This window comes from Brevibacillus dissolubilis (assembly GCF_006170445.1).
GTDB classification, from domain to species: Bacteria; Bacillota; Bacilli; order Brevibacillales; family Brevibacillaceae; genus Brevibacillus_B; species Brevibacillus_B dissolubilis.
In genome coordinates, this window is record NZ_VCNA01000002.1 from 753,399 (window position 1) to 776,883 (window position 23,485).

Sequence of the window (23,485 nt, forward strand, 5' to 3'; positions counted from 1 at the left end):
CTGACTAGACTAGACAAGTACGTCGGTTTTCATATTGGCAGGGAAAGCTTCGAGCGGGCTAACCATGGAGAGGGCCAGTTGGTTTTTGAAGATGGATTGGGCGACCCGATGAACGCTCTCGTTGGTCACATCATCGATTCTGGCGGTGATTTCGTCTAAGGTGAGATGGTGTCCAAGAAGCAGTTCGTTTTTGCCGAGTCGGTTCATCCGGCTGTTGGTGCTCTCTAAACTCAGCATCAGGCTGCCTTTGAGCTGCTCTTTACCTTTATTCAGTTCGCGTGGGGTAATGCCGTTGTTGGTGACATCATGCAGCACCTGAGTGACGATATCAAACACTTGGCTGGCATGCTCAGGCGCCGTACCGGTATAGATGTTGAATGTACCTGCTTCTTTGTAGGAAGAGTGGTAGGAGTAGACAGAGTATGCCAGACCGCGCTCTTCACGCACTTCTTGGAACAGGCGGGAGCTCATAGAGCCACCCAAAATATTGTTTAAGATAATCAAAGAGTAGATATCCTTATGTCCCACTTGAAAGCCAGGGAATGCCATGCACAGGTGGGCCTGCTCGGTCGCTTTGTGATGGAGGATGGTTTTGCCGGCGAACTCCGGCTTGCCGACTTCTACAGGCTGACCGGCACGGGTATAGGTGGAGAACTTTTGTTTGATCGCTTCGATGAGTGCTTCGTCGAAGTTACCTGCTACGGTGATGACCGTATTGGATGGCAGGTAACGTTGGTCTATGTATGTAAGCAGGTCTTGACGGGTAAGGCTTCTGAGGACTTCTTCCGTTCCGAGGATCGTATAGCCCAGCGGATGGTTGCCGTAGGAGGCTTCTGCGATCAGATCATGCACGAGATCATCTGGTGTGTCTTGATACATGCTGATCTCTTCGATGACGACATTCTTCTCTTTTTCCAGTTCGTCACTGTCAAAGGTAGAGTTAAAATACATGTCGCTTAAGATATCCAGCGCGAGATCTGCATGCTGATCAAGAACGCGTGCGTAATAACAGGTGTACTCTTTGGATGTGAACGCATTCACATTGCCGCCGATTTCGTCAAAGGACTCCGCGATTTCTTTTGCGGAACGACTGGTCGTGCCTTTGAAAAACATATGCTCAAGGAAATGGGAAATCCCGTTGATCCGGTCATTCTCAAACTTGGAGCCGGTGCCGACCCAGACGCCTAAGGCGACGGAACGGACGGTTGGAATTTTTTCGGTGACGATCCGCAGACCGTTTGGGCAAGTATATCGTTGAATCACAAGGATCATATCCTCCTCTATCGAACAGCCTATCCTAATAAAAAATAACACTGTCTACTATAGCAAAAAATACCCCCTACTACAATAAGAGCGACTGTATCAATTCCCAGGGGGTTGGTCAAGCCTGCGTGTGCTCAGGACTTCCGACACGGTTGTCGGGGTGAGTCCACGCTGTTTCGCCATTTGGAGCATCTGTTTCAAGCCTACTGCCGATGATTCAGTCGGGTGCATCAGGATGAGCGTGCCGTTGCCGATCCGGGTGCGGATACGCTCCACCATCTGATCGACTGGCGGGTTGCGCCAATCTACGGTGTCTGCTGTCCACAGAATCGTCTTCATCTTAAATTCAGCATGGGCGATATCCACGGTGCTTTGGTTAAAGGAGCCGGATGGCGGGGCAAACAGGGTCGGTTTGATGCCGGTTGTCTTTTCGATCACGGATTGGGTCTTGCCAATCTGCATACGGATCGCTCCAGGCCCCAGTTTGCTCATATCCGGATGGGAATAGGCGTGATTGCCGATCTCATGTCCGCGGTTGGCAATTTCTTTGGCCAGCTCCGGGTATTTTTTGACCCATGAGCCATCGAGGAAAAAGGTTGTCTTCACCCCTTCTTTGTCCAGGATGTCAAGGATCTGTCCAAGCTCTTTATTTCCCCAGGCGACATTGACCATGAACGATACGACAGGTTTGCTCTGGTTGCCGCGATAGATCGGATGGGCACCGAGCGATTCCAGCTTCACATTCGGCTCCACCTCGCGCCAGACAATCTGTTCTTTCCCCTCCTTCCCCGTCTTCTCCATATTGTTCAGGGTCTCTTCCACGTCTATTACCCAGCCGTTGTAGCCGGGGGTTGCTTTCCAGACGGGATCGAGATAGGCATCCTGTGGCTTTTGATCCATCGTCTTCTTCCATTCCTCTACCTGTTTGCGTAAGTCTTCGTCCTGGTCGAGAGGGCGGTCTACCATCGCACTGTCGTGTTTGACCACGCTGATATACTTGTCGACGGGCTGAGATGTGACTACGTTCATCAGTACAAACACCCATCCCATGCTTACGACCAAAAACAGGCCTCTGTTCTTCTTACGTCTCACTCTTCCAATCACCCTTTGCGTGAATGCTTATCCCTATGATTATGCCCGAACCGGGATATTTTTTGCATGTGTCCGGCATTTCGTCCTTTGTCCCATGTTATGTACAAACCGTGCCCGTTAGAAGTAAGGCTTGTAAAGCCAGTCACATGTATGCAATTCGGCACGTATGCATGAGTGATTAGTTCCATCATCCACGAAAGGAGTTGGCTTCTCGTGCAACAGGAATGGGAGACAACAGGACTGTCGGTGCAACTTGAGCCTGTAGGTCCGAACGAGGAAACCTTTCAGAAGTTGCTTCGTACGATCAATAATCATCCCTTGGTGCAAAAATATCTGAGGGGAACACGTCATCTGCTGCTTTCTTTTGATTGGTTGGATGAGGAAAAAAAGGATGATAGAGGGCACGAATGGGGTTGGGAATGGGACTGGAATGAAAAAGGGCTTTTGTTTGAGGCATTTCGTGCTATCTATTATGACTATACCCATAATCGAAGTGTAATCGTGACGGGTAATCTGAGACAACCATACTTGCTCAGGGTGGAGACGTCCAGTATACAGCCGTTGCCCACTGATGAGGAGTTCGCGATGGCTGTGGAGATACTCGAACAAGATGAGGTATTCGGGAGCCTGCTTCAGCAAAATCTCCTGCGCCCGTATCGGCCGATGCCGCCGCTGATCGAAACGGAGTTACCTGACGGCAGGGTCGAACGAATTCTGGCGGTCGGTCTGCTTCCTTTGTCTGCAGAAGAGGTTCGGCATGAAATTGTCGGCGTGGACATGGTTCGAGCAACCGTGATCCGTTTTGAAGATGGCGCGCCACCAGGTGCCATTGCCTCAGATATTGTCTGTGAACCACCCGCGAGCGCTGTACAATCCACTACCAATAAAGGAATCACCGGGCAAGTCAATGTCACCTTCCGATCAGGCGGACAAGTGATTTGGCAATTCACTGCCATTCGTCCTTCTGCTTCTTCGGGTACCCGTGGCTCGGGAATCGAACTGCGTAATGTCCGCTATCGTGGCCGACTGGTTCTCGCTCGCGCCCATGCTCCCATCCTCAACGTCCGCTATCAAAACGATGTATGCGGTCCGTACCGTGACTGGCAATACGAGGAAGGGATGATTGAAGCGGGTCCAGCGCTCCAAGAAGTCAATTCGTTTCGTGTCACCGCCACCCCTCCCCGCACCATCTTGGATTCGGGGAGAGACGTAGGGAATTTTCGGGGCACGGTTATCTACGTTCAGGGCTCAGATCTGGTTTTAGTCAACGAAATGGAAGCAGGCTGGTATCGTTATATCAGCGAATGGCGCCTTTCAGCAGATGGCACGATTCGCCCACGCTTTGGCTTCAGTGCAGTCGCCAACTCTTGTACCTGTAACCGGCACTTTCATCATGTGTATTGGCGGTTCGACTTTGATATCGGTTCGGCTGGCAACAACATGGTGTGGGAATACAATAGTCCGCCCATCTTCCCGAATCAACCTTGGCATCGTAAATTCTACGAGATCAGACGACAACGCGACCGCCAGAGCAATCGCCAGTGGCTCGTGATGAACCGTTCAACGCGGAATGGTTATCGCCTCGTCCCAGGTGTTAATGACGGAACGGCGGACGAAGAATTCGGTGTCGGGGATGTGTGGATTCTCCGCTTTCATTCCGGCGAGTTTGATGACGGTGTTAACAGAACCTCAGGAAGTCCGGAACAGGTAAAAGCCCAGCTGGATCGCTTCCTCAACCGTGAATCCGTACTCGGTGAAGACGTCGTTCTGTGGTATGCAGCCCACTTCGACCATGCCCCCGGTGGTGAGGGCTCCGCGATCGTGGGCCCCACCTTGCGTCCATTCAACTGGTAAATTCATCTTACCTGCCATTTTTTTCACAAACCTACTTCTACGAAAAAGAAAAAAAGCTTGTGCACTCGAAGAATATCTTCGTGTTGCACAGCTTTTTTCGTTGTTGGTGCGTCCCGAACCGGGATATTCTTTTGTACGTGTCCTGCCTTTCGTCCTTTGTCCGATGTGATTAGAAGGAAAACAAACGGCAACCAATAGGCACCCGTACAGGACTATATGCGTACTAATGGAAGCAAATGGATCAGTATATAGCGAAAGGTGGTATTCTCGTGCAACGTGATACGGCTTTCGGAGAGCTGTCGATAGAGATCCGGCCAATCGGACCTAGTGAGCAGGATTTGGAGCAGCTGATTCGTATCATCGAAGAAAATCCCATGGTGCAATCCTATTTGCGCGGTACGCGGCATCTATTGCTTTCATTTGAATGGCTGGATGCAGGAAAAATAGAAGGTGAGACCGGGCCAGACACCGAGAATGGGAATGCGCCATATCCACCGGACAATGGCCGTGAGTATGGGTATATGGATGGCAGGGATGACCTATACGCGGAAGATGAGGATGAGGAGCTGTTCGTCGCATTCCGTGCGATCTATTATGACTATACGAATAACCGTAGCGTTGTGGTGACAGGCGATCTGCGCCAGCCTGACCTCTTGCGGGTGGAGACATCAAGCATACAACCGCTTCCCAATGCTGAGGAGTTCGCGCTCGCGGTGCGGATGCTGGAGCAGGACCCAGTGATTGGGCGGCAACTGCGGGAAAATCAGATCCGACCATATCGGCCGATGCCGCCTCTGATTGAGCAGCAACTGCCGGATGGTCAGACAGAGCGGATCTTGGCAGTGGGATTGTTTCCATTAGTTGAAGGAATCAGACATGAGATCGTTGGTGTGAACATGGTGCGTTCGGTACTGATTCGGTATCGGGATGGTGCGCCACCCCATGCGGTCGCTGGCGAACTGCTTTGTAATCCTCCTTTGCCTGAACGGCAGTCTACCACAAACCGTGGCATACCTGGGCAGGTGCAGATTATCTTTCGCATCGGGACAGAAGATATATGGAGATTTCTCGCCGTCCGCCCTTCCGCCTCTTCCGGAACCAACGGCTCAGGGATCGAGCTTCGCAATGTCCGTTTTCGTGGCAAAAAAGTACTCGCCCGCGCACATGTTCCCATCCTCATCGTCCGCTACGACCGGGATATCTGCGGTCCATTCCGCGACTGGCAATGGGAAGAAGGCATGATCGAAGCAGGCCCTGCTTTGCAGGAGGTCAACTCGTTCCGCGTGACAGCGACGGCCCCGCGCACGATTTTGGAGTCAGACAGTGATTTTGGGAATTTTCTTGGTACGGTTATTCATGTGGAGGGCGGAGACGTCATCCTGACCAATGAGATGGAAGCAGGCTGGTACCGCTACATCAGCCAATGGCGCCTGTCTGCTGACGGCATCATCCGTCCTAGGTTTGGCTTTAGTGCGGTTGCCAACTCCTGTACGTGTAACACCCATCATCATCATGTGTACTGGCGGTTTGATTTTGACATCCGTAATGCTGACAGCAACATGGTATTCGAGTTTAACGACCCGCCGATCATGGGTGACCGCCACTGGCATCTCATCCGCAATGAGGTCAGGCGCCCCCGAGATCCCGCTCTGAACCGTCAATGGATCGTGATGAACCGCGACTCCAGAGAAGGCTATTTTCTCATCCCAGGGCCCAATGACGGTACAGAGGATGAGTTCGGCGTAGGTGATGTCTGGGTGCTGCGCTATCACGGCAATGAAATCGATGACGGGCAGGGCTTCACCACTGATCCGAATAAAGCAAGAGCGAATCTGGACAAATTCCTCACAGGCGAGAATGTGTTTGATAAAGACGTCGTCCTCTGGTATGCGGCTCACTTCAGTCATGGCCCTGAGACGGGCGGGAGTCATATCGTCGGCCCGACCCTGCGCCCTTCCCGTTGGTAACTGCGTAAATACACTCGAATCGATTTTTCTCGATAAAAGTAAAAAAAGCTTGTGCACTCGAAGTTATCCTTCGTGTTGCAAAGCTTTTTGCTTGTTCTGCGTATATGGCTTCTGAGAAAAAATTACTCAGTCGCTTTGGTAGCTGCTTCCGCTGCTTGTGCCTGTTCTTTGAGCACCGCTTTACGGGACAGGTTGACACGGCCTTGCTCGTCGATCTCGGTTACTTTTACCATGATCTTGTCGCCGACTGCTACCACGTCTTCGGTCTTCGCTACGCGCTCTTCAGCAAGCTGGGAGATGTGGCAGAGACCTTCTTTGCCTTGGAAAATCTCGATGAACGCGCCGTATTTTTCCACGCGCTTAACGGTACCAAGGTAGGTCTGTCCAACAGCCACTTCACGTACGAGGTCTTCGATAATCTGCTTGGCACGCAGGTTAGCTTCATGGTTGACAGAAGCGATGAAGATACGGCCATCTTGCTCGATGTCGATCTTAACACCGGTTTCTTCGATGATTTTGTTGATGATACGTCCAGATGGTCCGATAACATCGCGGATTTTCTCTGGATTGATCTGCATGGAAAGAATTTTTGGAGCGTGTGGAGAGAGCTCTTTACGAGGCTCGGAGATGGCTGTGAGCATCTTGTCGAGGATGTGCATACGGCCCGATTTTGCCTGGGTCAATGCTTGCTCAAGAATCTCACGGTTGATCCCCTCGATCTTGATGTCCATCTGCAGGGCGGTTACACCTTGTGCGGTACCCGCTACCTTGAAGTCCATGTCGCCGAGGTGGTCTTCCATACCTTGGATGTCTGTCAGGATGGAGAAGTGCTCGCCCTCTTCACTCATGATCAGACCCATCGCAATCCCTGCTACCGGAGCTTTGATCGGTACACCAGCGTCCATCAGAGCGAGTACGCTTGCGCAGATTGATGCTTGAGAAGTAGAACCATTGGATTCCACAACTTCGGATACGAGGCGGATGGTATATGGGAAATCTTTTTCAGACGGGATGATTGGTTCAATCGCACGCTCACCCAATGCACCGTGACCGATTTCACGACGGCCTGGAGGACGCAGTGGACGTGCTTCCCCTACGCTGTACGGCGGGAAGTTGTAGTGGTGCATAAAACGCTTGGATTCTTCGAGACCAAGACCATCGAGGATCTGTACGTCACCGAGCGCACCAAGAGTACATACGCTGAGCGCCTGTGTCTGACCACGGGTGAAGAGACCGGAACCATGTGTACGGGACAGAATCGCAACTTCGCTTGAAATCGGACGGATTTCGTCGAGTGCCCGTCCATCTGGGCGGATTTTTTCGTGGGTGATCAGGCGGCGTACTTCTTCCTTCACGATGTTGTAAAGGATTTCGTCTACCACTTTCATCTGCTCTGCATAGGTTTCTGCAAAATGCTCGCGGGTCTCTGCTTTGACAGCATCGATCGCTTCTGCACGAGCATGCTTTTCTTCGATCCGAACAGCTTCACGGATTTTCGCATCTGCGAATTGACGGACAGCTGTATCGATCTCAGGATCTACACTGTGCAGAATCACTTCCATTTTTTCTTTGCCGATCTCTGCTACGATTTGGTTTTGGAAATCGACGATTTGTTGGATGATGCTGTGACCATACATGATCGCTTCAAGCATCACTTCTTCTGGTACTTCGTTCGCGCCTGCTTCAACCATGTTGATTGCATCACGGGTACCAGCCACGACGAGGTGGATGTCACTCTTCTCTTGCTGTTCAACGGTTGGGTTGGCGATCAGCTGACCGTCTACACGGCCTACGATGATCCCGCCGATTGGACCGTTAAACGGAATCTCAGACGTGCAAAGTGCCGCTGATACCCCGATCATCGCTGCCATCTCTGGAGAGCAATCCTGATCAACGGAAAGTACAGTCGCGACGACTTGTACATCGTTACGGAAGCCTTCAGAGAAAAGCGGGCGAATCGGACGGTCGATCAGACGGCTCGCAAGGATTGCCTTTTCGCTTGGACGGCCTTCACGCTTGATGAAGCCGCCTGGGATTTTCCCTACCGCATAGAGGCGTTCTTCGTAGTTGACGGTGAGCGGGAAGAAGTCTAAGTCCTTCGGCTCTTTGGAGACGGTTACGGCAGCCAGTACTGCTGTCTCACCGTAGCGAACCAGTACCGATCCTGCTGCTTGCTTCGCGATTTTACCGAATTCAAGCGTCAGGGGACGGCCTGCCCAATCAAAAGTGTATGTACGGAATTGTTGCTCCATGTGTTAGCAGTCCTCCTTTACTGATATGATGCCCTTAAGTTGATTTTCTTCTACTTCTATGTATTATTTCCTGCAAATCAGAAAATAAAAATGAATAACAGAAAAAGCGGGATGAACCCGCTTTTTTCTGTGACAGTACGCCTGCTATTATCGACGAAGGCCGAGCTTGTCGACAGTAGTACGATAACGAGCAACGTCTGTTTCTTTCAAGTAGTTTAACAAGTTGCGGCGTTGACCTACCATTTTCAAGAGACCACGACGGCTGTGGTGATCTTTCTTGTGTGTGCGCAGGTGTGCGTTCAAATTGTTAATGTTTTCGGTAAGGATAGCGATTTGAACTTCTGGGGATCCGGTATCGTTGTCGTGTACACGGAATTCAGAGATCAATTGAGTTTTGCGCTCTTGAGTAAGTGCCATCCTACTCACCTCCATAATTGTAGTTTGTCCATCAGCCGAGTACGCCGTCGGTGAGAATCGGTCAACCAAGCTGTGGCGGTGTTGTACGAGACAACAATCGGATTATAGCATATCTTTCTTTGAGAAGTAAAGGCGAATCTCCTAGATTAAGAAGGATTGCCACTAAATCGCTCTTTGGCATACAGCACGTCTTTTTGAATCTGGGCGATCAGGGCATCTACGCCGGCGAACTTCTGCTCTTCGCGGATAAAGAAGAGGAATTCTACTTCCATCTCCTGATCATAGATTTCCTGGGCAAAATCAAACAGGTGAACTTCCAGCGACTTTGCCTTCTTCTCCAGCTCAAAGGTCGGCTTGATGCCGATATTGATAACGCCATTATATGTATGCCCATTAATGGAACATTTTACACCATAGACGCCATTTTTTCCGATGAGATAGGGACGGACGGGAGACAGATTGGCTGTCGGGAAGCCGATGGTGCGCCCTCGCTTGTCACCGTGGACGACCGTGCCTTTGATCTTGTATGGACGTCCGAGCAGATGACGGACCTGCTCTACATCGCCGTGGTGAAGGTATTCACGGATAATCGTGCTGCTGACCTTCTCCCCGAGACGATTCACAGGGCCTACGATATCAAGCGTATAGCGCTCACCTGCCAACTCCTGCAGGGTCTGTGCGGTCCCTGATCCACGGTAGCCAAACGTATAATCAAACCCGACCACGACGTGTCTGGCTTGCAGCTTCATCAGGACCTCATCGACAAAATCTTCTGGGTAAACAGACGAAAAAGCGATGTCGAACGTCATCACGTAGACGAAGTCAACATCCAATTTTTCCATCTGTTCCAATTTGTCCGCAAGCGGTGTGAGATAGCTGGTATAGCCAGTCTGCCCCAACACTTCGCGCGGGTGCGGATCAAAGGTCATCACGGCGCTTTTGATCCCATGGGCTTTGGCGTGATCGACCGCTTTTTGGATGACGCGGCGATGTCCGAGATGGACACCGTCAAAGTAGCCGATTGCCACAGCGCATGGGTCAAGCTCCAGATCATCCAGCAGCGGATATTTCAGATGGATCGTTTTCATGTTCCCACCTCAAGTGTGAAAAACTTTTTCAGGCTTGGCAAATGGTCCTTTTGGGCCGAAGTGAACACGGTGGAGTCCGATCAGTCTGCCCGATGCCATGATCCGCACAAGGCTCCCCTCTTCTCCGGTAAAGCCAGGCAGTGCTGTGGTCAGCCCGTTAAGCACGGCTTTGGCACGGTCAGGCGGGATATCATAGCGCGGCAGATGACCAAGGGAGTCCTCAACCGGGATCAAAAGAGCTCCGAGGTCTTCCCCCTCTTGTGCCATCTCCTCCAGCTTGGCAAGCGGAATCGCCTGATCAAGGCCGAACGGTCCACTCTCGACACGAACCAATGATGCCATATGTGCCGGATACCCAAGCTCTTGGCCGAGATCGACACAGAGAGTGCGTACATACGTTCCTTTGGAGCATTTTACGTAAAAAGCGACCTGTACATCCTTGTCCGTCTTCTCGATGCGATGAAGCTTCAGCTCATAGATCGTTACGCGGCGGGATTGGCGCTCAATGGTCTTGCCTTCGCGGGCGAGGTCATAGAGGCGCTGTCCGTTGATCTTGACAGCGGAATACATCGGTGGTACCTGATCGATTTCCCCGAGAAATTTTTGAATGGCGGCAAGCACGGTTTCCTCGGTGATCGTGGATGGATCAACCGTCTTGGACTCGATCACTTCTCCGGAAGCGTCCTCCGTGGTAGTGGAAGTCCCGATGCTCATCACCGCTTCATACGCTTTCGGCAATTCTTGCAGGTACTCAACGATGCGGGTTGCATGTCCTACACAAATGGGCAGAACACCGGTCACATCTGGATCGAGTGTGCCGGTGTGGCCAACTTTTTTGGTCTGATAGAGGCGGCGGATACGGGCTACACAATCGTGGGAGGTCATCCCGGCGGGTTTGTGCAGAACGATCACACCTGATGCTGTTGTCATGTTATCGGTTCACTCCAAGCGCTTCGCCAAGCATACCGAGCAGACGGTCTTCCACTTCACTGATACTGCCTTTGACGGTGCAGCCGGATGCCCGTGCGTGTCCGCCCCCGCCAATCGACTTGGCGATCTGGGAGACGTCTACCTTGCTGCGGGATCTCAGGCTTACTTTGATCACATCAGGCTCTACCTCAGTGAACAACAGGCCGACTTCGACGCCTTCAATGTTGCGGCCGTAATTGACAAGACCGCTGACATCTTCGCCGGTTGCTCCTGTTTCGCGGATATCCTGCAGGGTGACTTTCAGCGATGCGACAAGATTGTTATGGGTAATGGAGAGAGATTGCAGGGCACGGCGAAGCAGCTGCACATGCTCCTTGGTAATCGCTTCTAGACAGCGTTCTGCGATTTCGGCAGGCTTCACACCGTATTCGAGCAGCTTGGATGCGATCTTCATCACATTAGATGTGGTGTTGGAGTAGCGGAAACCGCCTGTATCCGTCATCAATCCGGTATAGATGCAGGTCGCAATCTCAGGTGTCAGCTCGAATTCGCCGGCTTCCACCAGCTCATACATCATCTCAGCGGTCGCTGCTGCATCGGTACGGATGACATTGTACGTGCCGAACTTGTCGTTGGTGGGGTGGTGGTCAATGTTGAGGAGCTGAACATCTGGTGCAAACAGGTGCTGCACATCCCCCATCCGGTAGGAATCAGCCGCATCGACAGCGATCACACGGGAAAAGGTTTCATTCAGCTTAGTCTGAGACAAGTCGACGATTTCTTTGGCCTTTGGCAAAAAATCAAACTTGTCAGGAGTTTCCCCTTCATTGACAATCACATAGCTCTTGCCCAGCTGATCTAAGATCAAAGCAGTCGCGCAGGCGGAGCTTGTGGTGTCGCCGTCAGGACTGACGTGAGAAATAACGAGGAAGCGCTCGTTATCACGAATGAAACGAGCAGCCTCCTTCAAAGATTCTAGATATTGACTCATACTTGCTTTTCTCCTTGTGGAGTGGAGATATCGCGAAGGATGGTTTCGATCTTGTTGCCGTAGTCGATTGACTCGTCCAATTTAAAAACGAGGTCGGGGATATGGCGCAATTTGATGCGACGGCCAATTTCCGTACGCAAAAAGCCTTTTGCTTTGGTGAGACCAGCCAGTGTACCTTCACGCTTATCGGCATCGCCAAATACGCTGATGTAGACCTTGGCTTGCTGCAGATCGCTTGTTACCTCTACACCTGTAACGGTGACAAAGCCAATGCGTGGGTCCTTCATCTCACGTTGTAACAGGATGCTCAGTTCTTTTTTGATTTCTTCATTAACGCGGCTCATGCGTGTTTTGTTCATGCTCATAAATACGTCACCTCCAAAATTCCCGCCTCAATCGTAGTATTCCGCATTGACGGAGATCAACTCTGCATCAGGGGTGATTTCCACAAAGCGGACAATCGTGTCAAGTTCTCTCTGTAAAAATGACATTTCATTGGCAACGGCAGCGATACCTAGACCGGTACGCTGCCATTGTTCCAGATAATCCATTTCGGATACAGAGACGTTGAACTTGTTACGGATTTGCTTGGTTAAGCTTTTTACGATCGAACGCTTTTCCTTCAGACTATGACAGGAAGGTAGAAAAAGTTCAATACGCAAAACTCCAACCATTACGCTTTCACTTCAACCATGATGAAGGCTTCGATCAGGTCGCCTTCTTTGACATCGCTGTAGCGTTCGAGCGTGATACCGCACTCGTAACCAGTTGCCACTTCTTTGACATCGTCTTTGAAGCGCTTGAGGGTATCGAGCTTGCCTTCGTGGATGACGACGCCATCACGGATCAGGCGGGCACCAGCATCACGGGAGATTTTACCTTCGGTGACGTAGCAACCTGCGATATTACCCACTTTGGATACTTTGAAGACTTGACGGATCTCGGCTGTACCGATGATCTGTTCTTTAAATACAGGATCGAGCATCCCTTTGAGAGCAGCTTCGATCTCTTCGATTACTTTGTAGATGATGCTGTGCAGACGGATGTCGATTTTCTCTTGTTCCGCCATGCTGCGTGCATTCGGTTCAGGACGTACGTTGAAGCCGATGATGATCGCATTGGATGCGTTCGCGAGGGTTACGTCGGACTCGGTGATCGCACCTGCACCTGTGTGGATGACTTTTACGCGGGTACCGTTGACATCGATTTTCTCCAAAGAACCACGGAGTGCTTCGACAGAACCTTGTACGTCCGCTTTGAGGATGAGGTTGAGTTCCTTGATATCGCCTTCTTGGATTTGTTGGAACAAATCGTCAAGGGATACCTTGGAGTTGGCACGACGCTCGGATTCACGCTGCTTGCTTGCACGCGCTTCCCCGATGGCACGGGCTTTCTTCTCGTCCTCGAACACCATGAACTGATCGCCCGCTTGTGGGACATCGTTCAGACCGGTGATCTCGATTGGTGTAGATGGGCCTGCTTCTTTCACACGACGGCCTTTGTCGTTGACCATCGCACGGATACGGCCAAAGGTCGCACCTACTACGATTGGGTCACCGATTTTGAGCGTACCGGATTGAACGAGTACACGTGCAACCGGACCGCGACCTTTATCCAGCTCTGCTTCGACAACCGTACCACGGGCACGTTTGTTGCCATTGGCTTTGAGCTCTTGTACCTCTGCTACGAGCAGGATGTACTCGAGGAGCTCTTCGAGACCGATGCGTTGTTTTGCAGAGATTGGGCAGAAGATGGTCTCGCCGCCCCACTCCTCTGCTACGAGGCCGTAAGCCATGAGCTCTTGCTTGATGCGGTCGAGGTTCGCTTCTGGTTTGTCGATTTTGTTGACAGCTACGATGATTGGTACGTTCGCAGCTTTCGCGTGGCTGATCGCTTCGATGGTCTGTGGCATAACGCCGTCATCTGCTGCCACCACGAGGATAGTGATGTCGGTGATCTGTGCACCACGGGAACGCATGGTCGTGAACGCCGCGTGACCAGGGGTATCCAAGAAGGTGATCTTTTTGTTCTTGATCTCAACTTGGTACGCACCGATGTGCTGGGTGATACCGCCTGCTTCGCCTGCTACTACGTTGGTAGAGCGGATCGCGTCAAGCAGGGTGGTTTTACCGTGGTCAACGTGACCCATGATGGTAACAACCGGTGGACGTTCAGACAGATCGTCCGGTTCGTCAGTTTCTGCGATGGTTTCGAAGTTGGTTTCATCGATGATGATTTTCTCTTCAACCTCGACACCATAATCTGAACAAATCAACTCGATGGTATCCTTGTCGAGATCTTGGTTGATCGTCGCCATCGTACCGAGCATGAAGAGCTTTTTGATGATCTCAGCTGGCTCTTTGCGCAGTTTTTTCGCGAGTTCACCAACGGTCAGAGACTCGGTGAAGGTGATTTTGCTTGGTGGTTCCAGTTGTGGGCGTGGCTGTTGTTGAGGGAACGGACGACGGCCTTGTTGTCCGCCGCGGTTGTTGTTGCCGCCACGGTTGAGACCTGGGCCTTTTTTGTTGTCTTCAAAGGTTTTTTTCACTTGTGGGCCCTTCTTGATCTTTTCACGTTTTTCCAACCCAGCTTTGTTGTTAGGCAGTTTTACTTTGTCTTCGTAGTCTGGGGTGGTTGTTTCTGTTGATTCCACTGGCGTTGTTTCCGGCTTGGCTGCTTGAGGTGTGGTTTGATTTTGATTCTTTTTGGTCATATCGTTTGCTTTTCGCTCCTGATTCTTCCCCTGATTTTGGTGCGAGCGCGGGTCTTGTGATTTGGAAGCTGATTGTCCTTGCTGTTGCTCGCTTGTTTGCTTCCCTTTATCTTGAACCACCGGTTGTTGACCGGAGGCGTTTGATTTCAATTTGGCGAGATGCTGTTCCAGCTTCTCTATGGTTTCTGGTTCCATGATGCTCATGTGATTTGCCACTTCTATATTAATACGCTTTAAGAGGTTTAAAATTTCTTTACTGCTCATGTTATGCGTTTTTGCGTATTCATATACGCGTGTCTTCATGCAATCACCCCTGATTTAGAAATTAGGCGTGAGGAGTTCTTGGATATTTTTGGCGAAGTTCCCATCCGTGATGGCAATGGAAACCCGCGCCTCTTTTCCAATGGCTTGCCCAAGTTCGTATCGGGTTAAAAGCGCGTAGCATGGTACCTGATAATGCTGGCACTTATCCGTCACTTTCTTGGCGGTGTTTGCGGAAGCGTCGGTAGCCAGGAGCACGATCTTTGCTTGCCCCTTGCGAACCGCATCGACGACGAGCCCCTCACCTGTTACGATTTTGCGAGCGCGCATGGCGAGACCCAGCAGGTTGGAGACTTTTGGATTCATCGGCCCATCATCTCCATCCATGTAGTACGGAACTCTTCATACTGCTCTTGTGAAATGGAGGTGTTCAAGGCACGCTCAAGCACCTTTTTCCATTTCCCCGCTGCAAACGTGTCCGGCGTCAGGCAACTCTCTTGCCGGCATACATAGGTGCCGCGTCCGGCGGCCCGCCCGCTCTGGTCAATCAGGATCTGATCGTCAGGCGTACGGACAACCCGCAGCAATTCTTTCTTGGGGTACATGTTTTGGCAAACGATACATTTGCGCAAGGGTACCTTTTTTACTTTCATTGGAAGTCCACATCCGCAGAGCCTTCATGTGCGTCAGCATCGGTGTCCATGTCGGCCACCTCAGAAGTCTTTGGATATTCGATTCCTTCTTGCTCGGCTTGGGATTCGCTCTTGATGTCGATTTTCCAGCCGGTCAGCTTCGCTGCTAATCGAGCGTTCTGACCGCGTTTGCCGATGGCGAGGGAGAGCTGGTAATCCGGTACGATGACACGGGTTACTTTTTCTGCCTCGTTGACATCCACGTAGAGAACCTTGGATGGGGAGAGTGCGTTCGCCACGTATTCAGCCGGATCTTCGGACCAGCGGACGATATCGATCTTCTCACCTTTGAGTTCGCTGACGATGGTCTGTACGCGCATGCCTTTCGGGCCTACACAAGCACCGACCGGATCAACTTCTGGATTGATGGAATGAACAGCGATCTTGGAGCGGTCGCCTGCTTCACGTGCGACAGACTTGATCTCTACTACGCCGTCGTAGATCTCTGGCACTTCGAGTTCGAAGAGGCGCTTCAAGAGGCCTGGATGTGTGCGGGAGACGACGATCTGCGGGCCTTTTGTGGTTTTTTCCACCTTGATGATGTAGGCCTTGATGCGGTCTTGGGTCTTGAATTCATCGACAGGCATTTTTTCGGTGAGCGGCATGATCGCTTCTACCTTGCCAAGGTCGATGTAGTAAAAACGTGCATCTTGGCGTTGGACGATACCCGTTACGATATCTTCTTCACGCTCGATGAATTCGCTGTAGATGAGACCACGCTCTGCTTCGCGGATGCGCTGGGTAACCACTTGCTTCGCGGTCTGTGCAGCGATCCGTCCGAAGTCACGCGGGGTAACCTCGATCTCAACGATATCCTCTAAGCGGAAGTTCGGGTCGATCTCTTGTGCAGCCTCAAGGGAAATCTCAAGGCGCGGGTCAAATACTTCCTCCACGACTTCTTTGCGTGCAAATACGCGAACCTGACCGGAGTGGCGGTTTACGTCTACACGGACGTTTTGTGCGGAGTTAAAGTTGCGTTTATAACCTGAAATCAAAGCAGCCTCGATGGCTTCGATCAGCACCTCTTTGTCAATGCCCTTCTCACGTTCCAAATCGTGAAGTGCGTCAATAAATTCTGCGTTCATGGCTGAACTGTAGCCTCCTTTCAACTAAAAAACGATAGCCGTACGGGCCTCGTTGATTTGCCCCATCTCAATGGTGTAGGTCTTCTTCGCTTCTTGGACGGTCAGCTTGCCGTCCTCGAATGTGGTGAGTAATCCTTCGATGGTGCTCTCGCCGTCAACAGGCTCGGTAGTGGTGATATGTACATTCTTGCCGACCGCTTTGCGATAATCCTTTTCGTTACGCAACGGGCGCTCTGCACCCGGTGAAGACACTTCAAGGAAATACGCAGTTGGAATCGGGTCAAGTTCGTCCAGACGCTGACCAAGCTTTTCGCTGACCAGACCGCAATCGTCAATATCTACGTTGCCAGTCTCATTATCAATAAAGACGCGAAGGAACCAGTTGGACCCTTCCTTCTTGTATTCGATATCTACCAGTTCCAATCCTGTTTCTTCCATGATCGGTGCCAATAGGTCCGCTACAATTTCTGTTACCTTGCTCAAGCAAGTACCTCCTTTAAATCCTTCGCTGTGCGTTTTCGAATTGAGTTCAAGAAGAAAGAGTGGGTTTCCCCACTCTTAATCGATGTATCACCAGTATTTCCAAAAGAATTATATCATAGAACCCTTTGGTTTGACAACCTTTGGGGAATTTGGCTCACGTGACCGTGAATGCCCGAGTCTGCATTAGAATAGGGACAACTGATTGGATTCAGGCAGTCCGGTGAGTGCCCCCTGCTGCTCTAACAGCTCCAGATTGGTTTTGGAAATCTTCGCACGGGAGAGCAGGTCTTCTTTGGAGAGGAACTCGCCGTCTTCGCGTGCTTTGACCAAGCTCAACGCCGCGTTGTCGCCAAGACCGGCCAACGCATTGAATGGGGCCAGTAGGGAATCGTCTTCGATCAGGAACTTGGTCGCGTCCGAGCGGTAGAGGTCGACGTTTTTGAACTTGTAGCCGCGCTCCACCATCTCCAATGCGATCTCGAGTACGGTGAGCAGCGCTTTTTCTTTTGGCTGGGCGTCGTGACCCTTGTCCTCGATCTCTTCGATTTTTTGACGGATCGCGGCGGAGCCTTTGACCATCAGCGGGATATCGAAGTCGTCAGCACGGACAGAGAAATAGGTCGCATAGTACTCCAGCGGGTAATGCACCTTGAACCAGGCGATCCGTACCGCCATCATAACGTATGCGGTCGCATGCGCTTTTGGGAACATGTACTTGATCTGTTTGCAGGACCAGATGTACCAGTCTGGAACGTTGTGCTTTTTCATCTCTTCTTCCATCTCTTCGGTCAGACCCTTACCCTTACGCACGCTCTCCATGATTTTGAAGGCGAAGGATGGTTCTAGTCCGGCATAGATGAGATAGACCATGATGTCGTCACGACAACCGATTACGTCTGCCAGCTTACAAGTCCCTTGGCGGATCAGCTCCTGGGCGTTGTTGAGCCATACGTCCGTACCATGGGAAAGTCCGGAGATCTGCACAAGCTCGGAGAAGGTGCTTGGCTTGGTATCTTCTAACATCTGGCGTACGAATTTGGTACCAAACTCTGGGATACCAAGTGTCCCCATGTTGGAGCGGATCTTATCAGGGGTAACACCGAGGGCTTCCGTGCTGGAGAAGATAGACATCGTTTTCGGGTCATCCAGTGGAATCTTTTTCGGGTCAAGACCAGTCAAGTCTTGGAGCATCCGGATCGCGGTCGGATCATCGTGCCCCAGAATATCGAGCTTGAGCAAGTTATCGTGGATCGAGTGGAAGTCGAAGTGTGTGGTCTTCCACTCAGCAGATTGGTCGTCGGCTGGGAACTGGATCGGGCAGAAGTCCTCGATCTCCATGTAGTCCGGTACTACGATGATCCCGCCCGGGTGCTGACCCGTGGTGCGTTTGACCCCGGTACAGCCGTTGACAATCCGTGCGATCTCAGCACCGCGCAGCATCATTTTGCGCTCGTCTGCAAACTTGCGGACATACCCGTAGGCAGTCTTCTCCGCTACCGTACCGATTGTACCTGCACGGTATACATATTCTTCTCCGAAAAGTACTTTGGTGTAGTTATGCGCTTGTGGCTGATACTCCCCGGAGAAGTTCAAGTCGATATCGGGAACCTTGTCCCCTTTAAAGCCAAGGAACGTCTCGAACGGGATGTCTTGTCCGTCTTTATCATAGGCCGTGCCACATTTTTCACAGTTTTTATCAGGCAAGTCAAAGCCAGAACCGATCGATCCATCGAGGATGAACTCGCTGTGCTTGCAATTCGGGCACAGGTAGTGCGGCGGCAGTGGGTTAACCTCAGTGATGTCGGACATCGTGGCGACGATAGACGAACCTACGGAACCACGTGAACCGACGAGATAGCCGTCATTGAGCGACTTGGTTACGAGGCGCTGGGAGATCAGATAGATAACGCCAAAACCGTGCTTGATGATCGAGGTCAGTTCTTTTTCCAGACGGGCCTCAACCAGCTCAGGCAACGGATCGCCATAGAGACGCTTCGCCTTGGCGTAGCACATCTCGCGCAGCTCATCGTCTGCCCCTTCGATAATCGGGGTGTACAGCTTGTCTGGGATCGGGCTGACGTCCTCGATCATATCAGCAATCGCATTGGTGTTGGTGATGACGATTTCTTTGGCGATGTGCTCGTCAAAATGGTTAAAGGCATGGAGCATCTCGTCTGTCGACATGAAATAGAGCGGCGGCTGGTCGTTGGCATCCTGATCGCCTTTGGACAACAGGAAGACTTCGCGGAACAGGTGGTCTTCCGGATTGAGGAAGTGCACGTCCCCAGTCGCTACGACCGGTTTGCCCAGCTCTTTCCCGATCTCATAGATGGTTTTATGGTAGCCGCGCACGATATCGAGGTTCTCGATCGTCTCGTTGCGCATCAAGCCACGGTAATGCTCTGGAGGCTGCAGCTCGATATAGTCATAGAAGCGGGCGACATCCTTGAGCTCTTCACGGTTTTTCCCGCGCAGGATCGCTTGAAAGACTTCGCCCTCTTTGCAGGCTGTACCGATGAGCAGACCTTCTCGGTACTTGGTCAGGACACTGCGCATAATCCGTGGTACACGGTAGTAAGTCTGGGTATGCGAATGACTGACCAGCTTGTACATGTTCTTGAGTCCTGTCTGGTTCTGAACGAGAATGGTCGCGTGGAACGGACGGGAGCTCTTGTAGTCCGCTCTGGCATTGCTTCGTTCGTTTAACTCCGTCATAGAAGTGATTTCTGCTTCTTTGATGTCTTTGAGCATCTGTTGGAACAAGTGTGCAAGCGCGACGGTATCGTCTAACGCACGGTGAGCATTGACCAGATCGATATTAAAGCGCTTCGCCAGTGTACCCAGACGATAGTTACGCATGTCAGGATACAGCATACGGGCAAGCGGCAGGGTATCGAGTACAGCATTGGTCCAACGCTCCATGCCGATCCGCTGACCGCAGGCATTCAAGAAGCCCAAGTCAAACTCGGCATTGTGCGCAACCAGAACCGCATCACCGGCAAACTCGCGGAACTGACGCAGCACGACATCCAGCTTCGGCTGACCGCGCAGCATTTCATTGGTAATCCCGGTGATCTCCGTTGTCTTCGGTCCGACATCAAAACCAGGGTCGATCAGCTCGGTCCACTGGTCGATGATCTCGGAGCCTTTCATTTTGACAGCGGCGATCTCGATGATCGTATGCTCGTTGGCATTGAGACCCGTCGTCTCCGTGTCAAATACGATGTATGGGGTATTCTCATCAATCGGCAGGTTATTCGAGCCGTCTTGCATCAGGTTGTAGACGACATCGATTCCGTCCTCGACGACATAGGCTTCCATCCCCAGCAGGCACTTCATATTGTTTTTCTTACAAAGGCTGTAGGCTTCCGGGAACGCCTGTACGACACCATGGTCGGTGACGGCAATCGCTTTGTGTCCCCATTTGGCAGCAGTGGAGATGAGCGATTTGAGGTTGATCACGCCATCGAGCATACTCATCGGTGTATGGGCGTGCAGCTCGACGCGCTTCTCCCCTTCTGCACGATCTTTACGTCCGCGCTGTTCGATCTGGTTGAGGTCGTTGGCCATCATGCACAACTCGCGCATGAAGGTGTCATGCTGTACACTGCCTCGGACTTTTAACCACATGCCGTCCTTGACTGCTTCGAGCATTTTGACGTCTTCTTTGTCGCGGGAGAAAATCTTGATAGTGAGGGAATCCGTGTAGTCGGTGATATGGAACGTCAGGATATGGCGTCCACTCTTCAGCTCGCGGATCTCGGCGTTAAACACCTGACCTTGGATTGTGATGCGTCGTTCTTCCTCGGTAATCTCACAGATCGGTACAGGCTCGTCCTTGATGTCATAGCCGATAACCAGATTGGTAATCGCTTCGGTTGCGCCTTTATCAGATGCAGCCTGTGCTTGTGACTGTTGTGCCTGCACTCTGGCTGCTTCGAGCAGGGCGCGCTCCTCTTCCTTGCGCTGCTCCATAAATGCCTGGAAGGCCTCGTCCGATTCTTCCGCGACAAACGTAAAGCGTGGACGCACCTCGGCCACTTTATGAAACGCATCGGAGAGAATCTGATCCGCACGCTTTTGCTTGAGAATCTCAATCGACATCTCGGTCGGCATGTGCAGCTTTACTTCATCCCCTGCAACCGATTTGCGTCCGGCGCGGATGGTTCCCGCCATCGAACTGATTTTATTTTCCAAATCTCCGATGATCAGATCCCAATACTCTTCCACCAAGAACTCAACCGGTGGAGTCTGTGCATAACGAAAAAAAGCATCTACTTTGGCAATGTGCGCAAATGTCTGTGTCAGCTTCGCCATAAAGGCTCGGTGTACATCCACAGGCACGAGCGATTTCATCGTAAAGTGAAATACCCATTCCTTGGTTTGTTTATAGACTTCCAGCTTGTCGATCTGTCCGTCATGAAAATAGCTATTGATCATATCTGCAGGCACTTCCATCTGCTTTAGGAGCAGTTGAAAACGCTGTTTCTGTTCATTGATTGTATCCACAGTTCTCCATCACCCCATCTTGCTTACAAGAAAAAGGTACCCCTGATTTGGAGTACCTTTAGAAATTCGACAAGTTTTGCTGTGATTCCTGCTTGATTGACGAATTGGTTGGGTGGGGAGTGTTGGCAGCCTACCCAGTTCCGATTCATCCCACTTCACGGATTCTTACAGCTTCGCGATCAGCTCTTGGACAAAGCCAGTCAGCTTGTCCAGCTCTACGTTGAAGGTTTCGCCGGTACGGCGTACGCGCACTTCTACTTGGCCTTCTGGGAGGAGCTTGTCAGAGACAGTGATACGAAGCGGCAGACCGATCAAATCCGCATCCTTGAACTTGACACCTGCACGCTCTGGACGGTCATCGAACAGAACCTCCAGACCTGCTTGGGTCAATTCTTGAGTGATGCGCTCACTCACGGCATACTGCTCTTCTACCTTGGCATTGATTGGAATCACATGCACATGGTATGGAGCGATAGAAGCCGGCCAGATGATTCCGTTCTCATCGTTGTTTTGCTCGATTGCTGCAGCCAGTGTACGGGATACCCCGATACCATAGCAACCCATGATGACGGTCTGTTCACGGCCGTTTTCATCGAGGAACTTCGTGCCCATCGCTTTGGAATATTTCGTGCCGAGCTTGAAGACGTGACCTACTTCTACCCCGCGGGCAAATTGGATGCGTCCGTTGTCGCGTGGAGATTTGTCCCCTTCTACGACATTGCGCAGATCGGTGAAGGTCTTCACTTGGAAATCACGGCCGTATTGTACATTCTTCAGGTGGTAGTCTGCTTCATTGCCGCCGACAACCGCACTGGAGATTTCTTGGATAAAGTTGTCCGCTACGATATCCACTTTTTCTGGATCGAGACCGACTGGACCGATAAAGCCAGGTACGGCACCGATTGCGAGGATATCTGCTTCACTTGCCATATCGACAAATGTAGCATCGTAGAGGTTTTTCAGCTTCACTTCGTTGAGCTCATGATCGCCGCGTACCAGTACGAGGACGATTTTGTCATCTACTTTGTACACCAGGCTCTTGAAGATGTCGCGAGCTTCCACGTTGAGCGCTTCAACCAGCTGATCGATGGTGCGAACGCCTGGGGTGTGTACCTTTTCAGCAGCCGCTACATCGCCTGTTGGTGCGGTTGGGCCTTCGTAGACGGTTTCTGCTTTTTCGAGGTTGGCAGCATAGTCGCTTTGGTCGGAGTAAGCGATGGTATCTTCCCCGATCTCACACAGCGCCATGAATTCGTAGGTGCCAGTACCGCCGATGGAGCCAGCATCTGCTTCTACCGCACGGAAGTTGAGACCGACGCGGGTAAAGATGCGCTGATACGCGTCAAACATCGCATCAAAGCTCTTATCCAGACCTTCCTGTGTCGTGTCAAAGGAGTAAGCATCCTTCATGATGAACTCGCGGCAACGGATCAGACCGAAGCGAGGGCGTACTTCATCGCGGAATTTGGTTTGGATTTGGTAGAGATTGATCGGCAGTTTTTTGTAGGAGTTGATCTCGTCTGCCACGAGGGAGCTGACGACTTCCTCATGGGTTGGACCAAGTGCGAACGGACGATCGTGACGGTCAGAGAGACGCATCAGCTCCGGTCCGTATACATCCCAGCGTCCGCTTTTTTGCCAGAGCTCTGCTGGTTGGATCGCTGGCATGAGGATTTCTTGTGCGCCTGCACGGTTCATCTCATCACGCACGATCGCTTGGATCTTGTGGAGTACACGAAGCGCAAGCGGCAGGAACGTGTACACCCCGGAAGCGATTGGACGGGCCATACCTGCACGGAGCAACAGCTTGTGGCTGGCGATCTCCGCGTCGGAAGGTACTTCCCGTAAAGTAGGAATCAGGATTTGACTTTGCTTCAACACAACACGA

Annotated in this window: 18 protein-coding genes; 2 read left to right on the forward strand and 16 right to left on the reverse strand. The window is 51.6% G+C overall.

Features of this window, described 5'->3' with window-relative positions:
- Window positions 1-9 precede the first annotated feature (9 nt).
- Entirely contained in the window at window positions 10-1,263 is a 1,254-nt protein-coding gene (locus tag FGI41_RS05530; RefSeq protein ID WP_139488934.1) for a M16 family metallopeptidase, read from the reverse strand.
- A gap of 99 nt (window positions 1,264-1,362) precedes the next feature.
- A complete protein-coding gene (locus FGI41_RS05535; RefSeq protein WP_255298336.1) occupies window positions 1,363-2,292 on the reverse strand; it encodes a polysaccharide deacetylase family protein in 930 nt (309 codons plus the stop codon).
- Between the two features lie 276 nt (window positions 2,293-2,568).
- Here FGI41_RS05535 and FGI41_RS05540 point away from each other — a divergent pair, with 276 nt between their 5' ends.
- A complete protein-coding gene (locus FGI41_RS05540) occupies window positions 2,569-4,209 on the forward strand; it encodes a copper amine oxidase (RefSeq protein ID WP_139488935.1) in 1,641 nt (546 codons plus the stop codon).
- Between the two features lie 269 nt (window positions 4,210-4,478).
- Complete coding sequence (locus FGI41_RS05545; RefSeq protein ID WP_176560131.1) at window positions 4,479-6,176, forward strand: copper amine oxidase; 1,698 nt, start codon at window positions 4,479-4,481, stop codon at window positions 6,174-6,176.
- Between the two features lie 122 nt (window positions 6,177-6,298).
- Here FGI41_RS05545 and FGI41_RS05550 read toward each other — a convergent pair whose 3' ends face one another.
- The 14 genes from FGI41_RS05550 to FGI41_RS05615 all read right to left on the reverse strand — a co-directional run bounded on the left by FGI41_RS05550 (window position 6,299) and on the right by FGI41_RS05615 (window position 23,475).
- Entirely contained in the window at window positions 6,299-8,428 is a 2,130-nt protein-coding gene (locus FGI41_RS05550; RefSeq protein ID WP_139488937.1) for a polyribonucleotide nucleotidyltransferase, read from the reverse strand.
- 147 nt (window positions 8,429-8,575) lie between these two features.
- Window positions 8,576-8,845 (reverse strand): 30S ribosomal protein S15, encoded by a 270-nt coding sequence (gene rpsO, locus FGI41_RS05555; RefSeq protein WP_139488938.1) that lies wholly within the window; start codon window positions 8,843-8,845, stop codon window positions 8,576-8,578.
- A 146-nt stretch (window positions 8,846-8,991) separates the two neighbouring features.
- Entirely contained in the window at window positions 8,992-9,933 is a 942-nt protein-coding gene (locus FGI41_RS05560; protein ID WP_139488939.1) for a bifunctional riboflavin kinase/FAD synthetase, read from the reverse strand.
- 9 nt (window positions 9,934-9,942) lie between these two features.
- A complete protein-coding gene (truB, locus tag FGI41_RS05565; protein ID WP_139488940.1) occupies window positions 9,943-10,863 on the reverse strand; it encodes a tRNA pseudouridine(55) synthase TruB in 921 nt (306 codons plus the stop codon).
- 1 nt (window position 10,864) lies between these two features.
- Window positions 10,865-11,854 carry a DHH family phosphoesterase gene (locus tag FGI41_RS05570; protein ID WP_139488941.1) on the reverse strand — a complete coding sequence of 330 codons (990 nt, stop codon included), beginning with the start codon at window positions 11,852-11,854 and terminating at the stop codon, window positions 10,865-10,867.
- The gene (gene rbfA, locus FGI41_RS05575; RefSeq protein ID WP_139489066.1) at window positions 11,851-12,213 is read right to left on the reverse strand and encodes a 30S ribosome-binding factor RbfA; all 363 of its coding nucleotides are present in this window, start codon (window positions 12,211-12,213) and stop codon (window positions 11,851-11,853) included. Before rbfA ends, FGI41_RS05570 begins: the two co-directional genes overlap by 4 nt.
- 33 nt (window positions 12,214-12,246) lie before the next feature.
- Window positions 12,247-12,528: a DUF503 domain-containing protein gene (locus tag FGI41_RS05580; protein ID WP_139488942.1), complete on the reverse strand. Its 282-nt coding sequence runs from the start codon at window positions 12,526-12,528 to the stop codon at window positions 12,247-12,249.
- Window positions 12,528-14,870 carry a translation initiation factor IF-2 gene (gene infB / locus FGI41_RS05585; RefSeq protein ID WP_139488943.1) on the reverse strand — a complete coding sequence of 781 codons (2,343 nt, stop codon included), beginning with the start codon at window positions 14,868-14,870 and terminating at the stop codon, window positions 12,528-12,530. Before infB ends, FGI41_RS05580 begins: the two co-directional genes overlap by 1 nt.
- 15 nt (window positions 14,871-14,885) lie before the next feature.
- Window positions 14,886-15,194 carry a YlxQ family RNA-binding protein gene (locus tag FGI41_RS05590; protein ID WP_139488944.1) on the reverse strand — a complete coding sequence of 103 codons (309 nt, stop codon included), beginning with the start codon at window positions 15,192-15,194 and terminating at the stop codon, window positions 14,886-14,888.
- Window positions 15,191-15,481: an RNase P modulator RnpM gene (rnpM, locus tag FGI41_RS05595; protein ID WP_139488945.1), complete on the reverse strand. Its 291-nt coding sequence runs from the start codon at window positions 15,479-15,481 to the stop codon at window positions 15,191-15,193. Before rnpM ends, FGI41_RS05590 begins: the two co-directional genes overlap by 4 nt.
- Window positions 15,478-16,605, reverse strand: a complete 1,128-nt coding sequence (nusA, locus tag FGI41_RS05600) for a transcription termination factor NusA (protein ID WP_139488946.1) — start codon at window positions 16,603-16,605, stop codon at window positions 15,478-15,480. Before nusA ends, rnpM begins: the two co-directional genes overlap by 4 nt.
- Window positions 16,606-16,629: 24 nt before the next feature.
- Window positions 16,630-17,088, reverse strand: coding sequence for a ribosome maturation factor RimP (gene rimP, locus FGI41_RS05605; protein ID WP_139488947.1), 459 nt, complete (start codon window positions 17,086-17,088; stop codon window positions 16,630-16,632).
- A gap of 183 nt (window positions 17,089-17,271) precedes the next feature.
- Window positions 17,272-21,597, reverse strand: a complete 4,326-nt coding sequence (locus tag FGI41_RS05610) for a PolC-type DNA polymerase III (protein WP_139488948.1) — start codon at window positions 21,595-21,597, stop codon at window positions 17,272-17,274.
- A 165-nt stretch (window positions 21,598-21,762) separates the two neighbouring features.
- Window positions 21,763-23,475, reverse strand: a complete 1,713-nt coding sequence (locus FGI41_RS05615; RefSeq protein WP_176560148.1) for a proline--tRNA ligase — start codon at window positions 23,473-23,475, stop codon at window positions 21,763-21,765.
- Window positions 23,476-23,485: the final 10 nt, after the last annotated feature.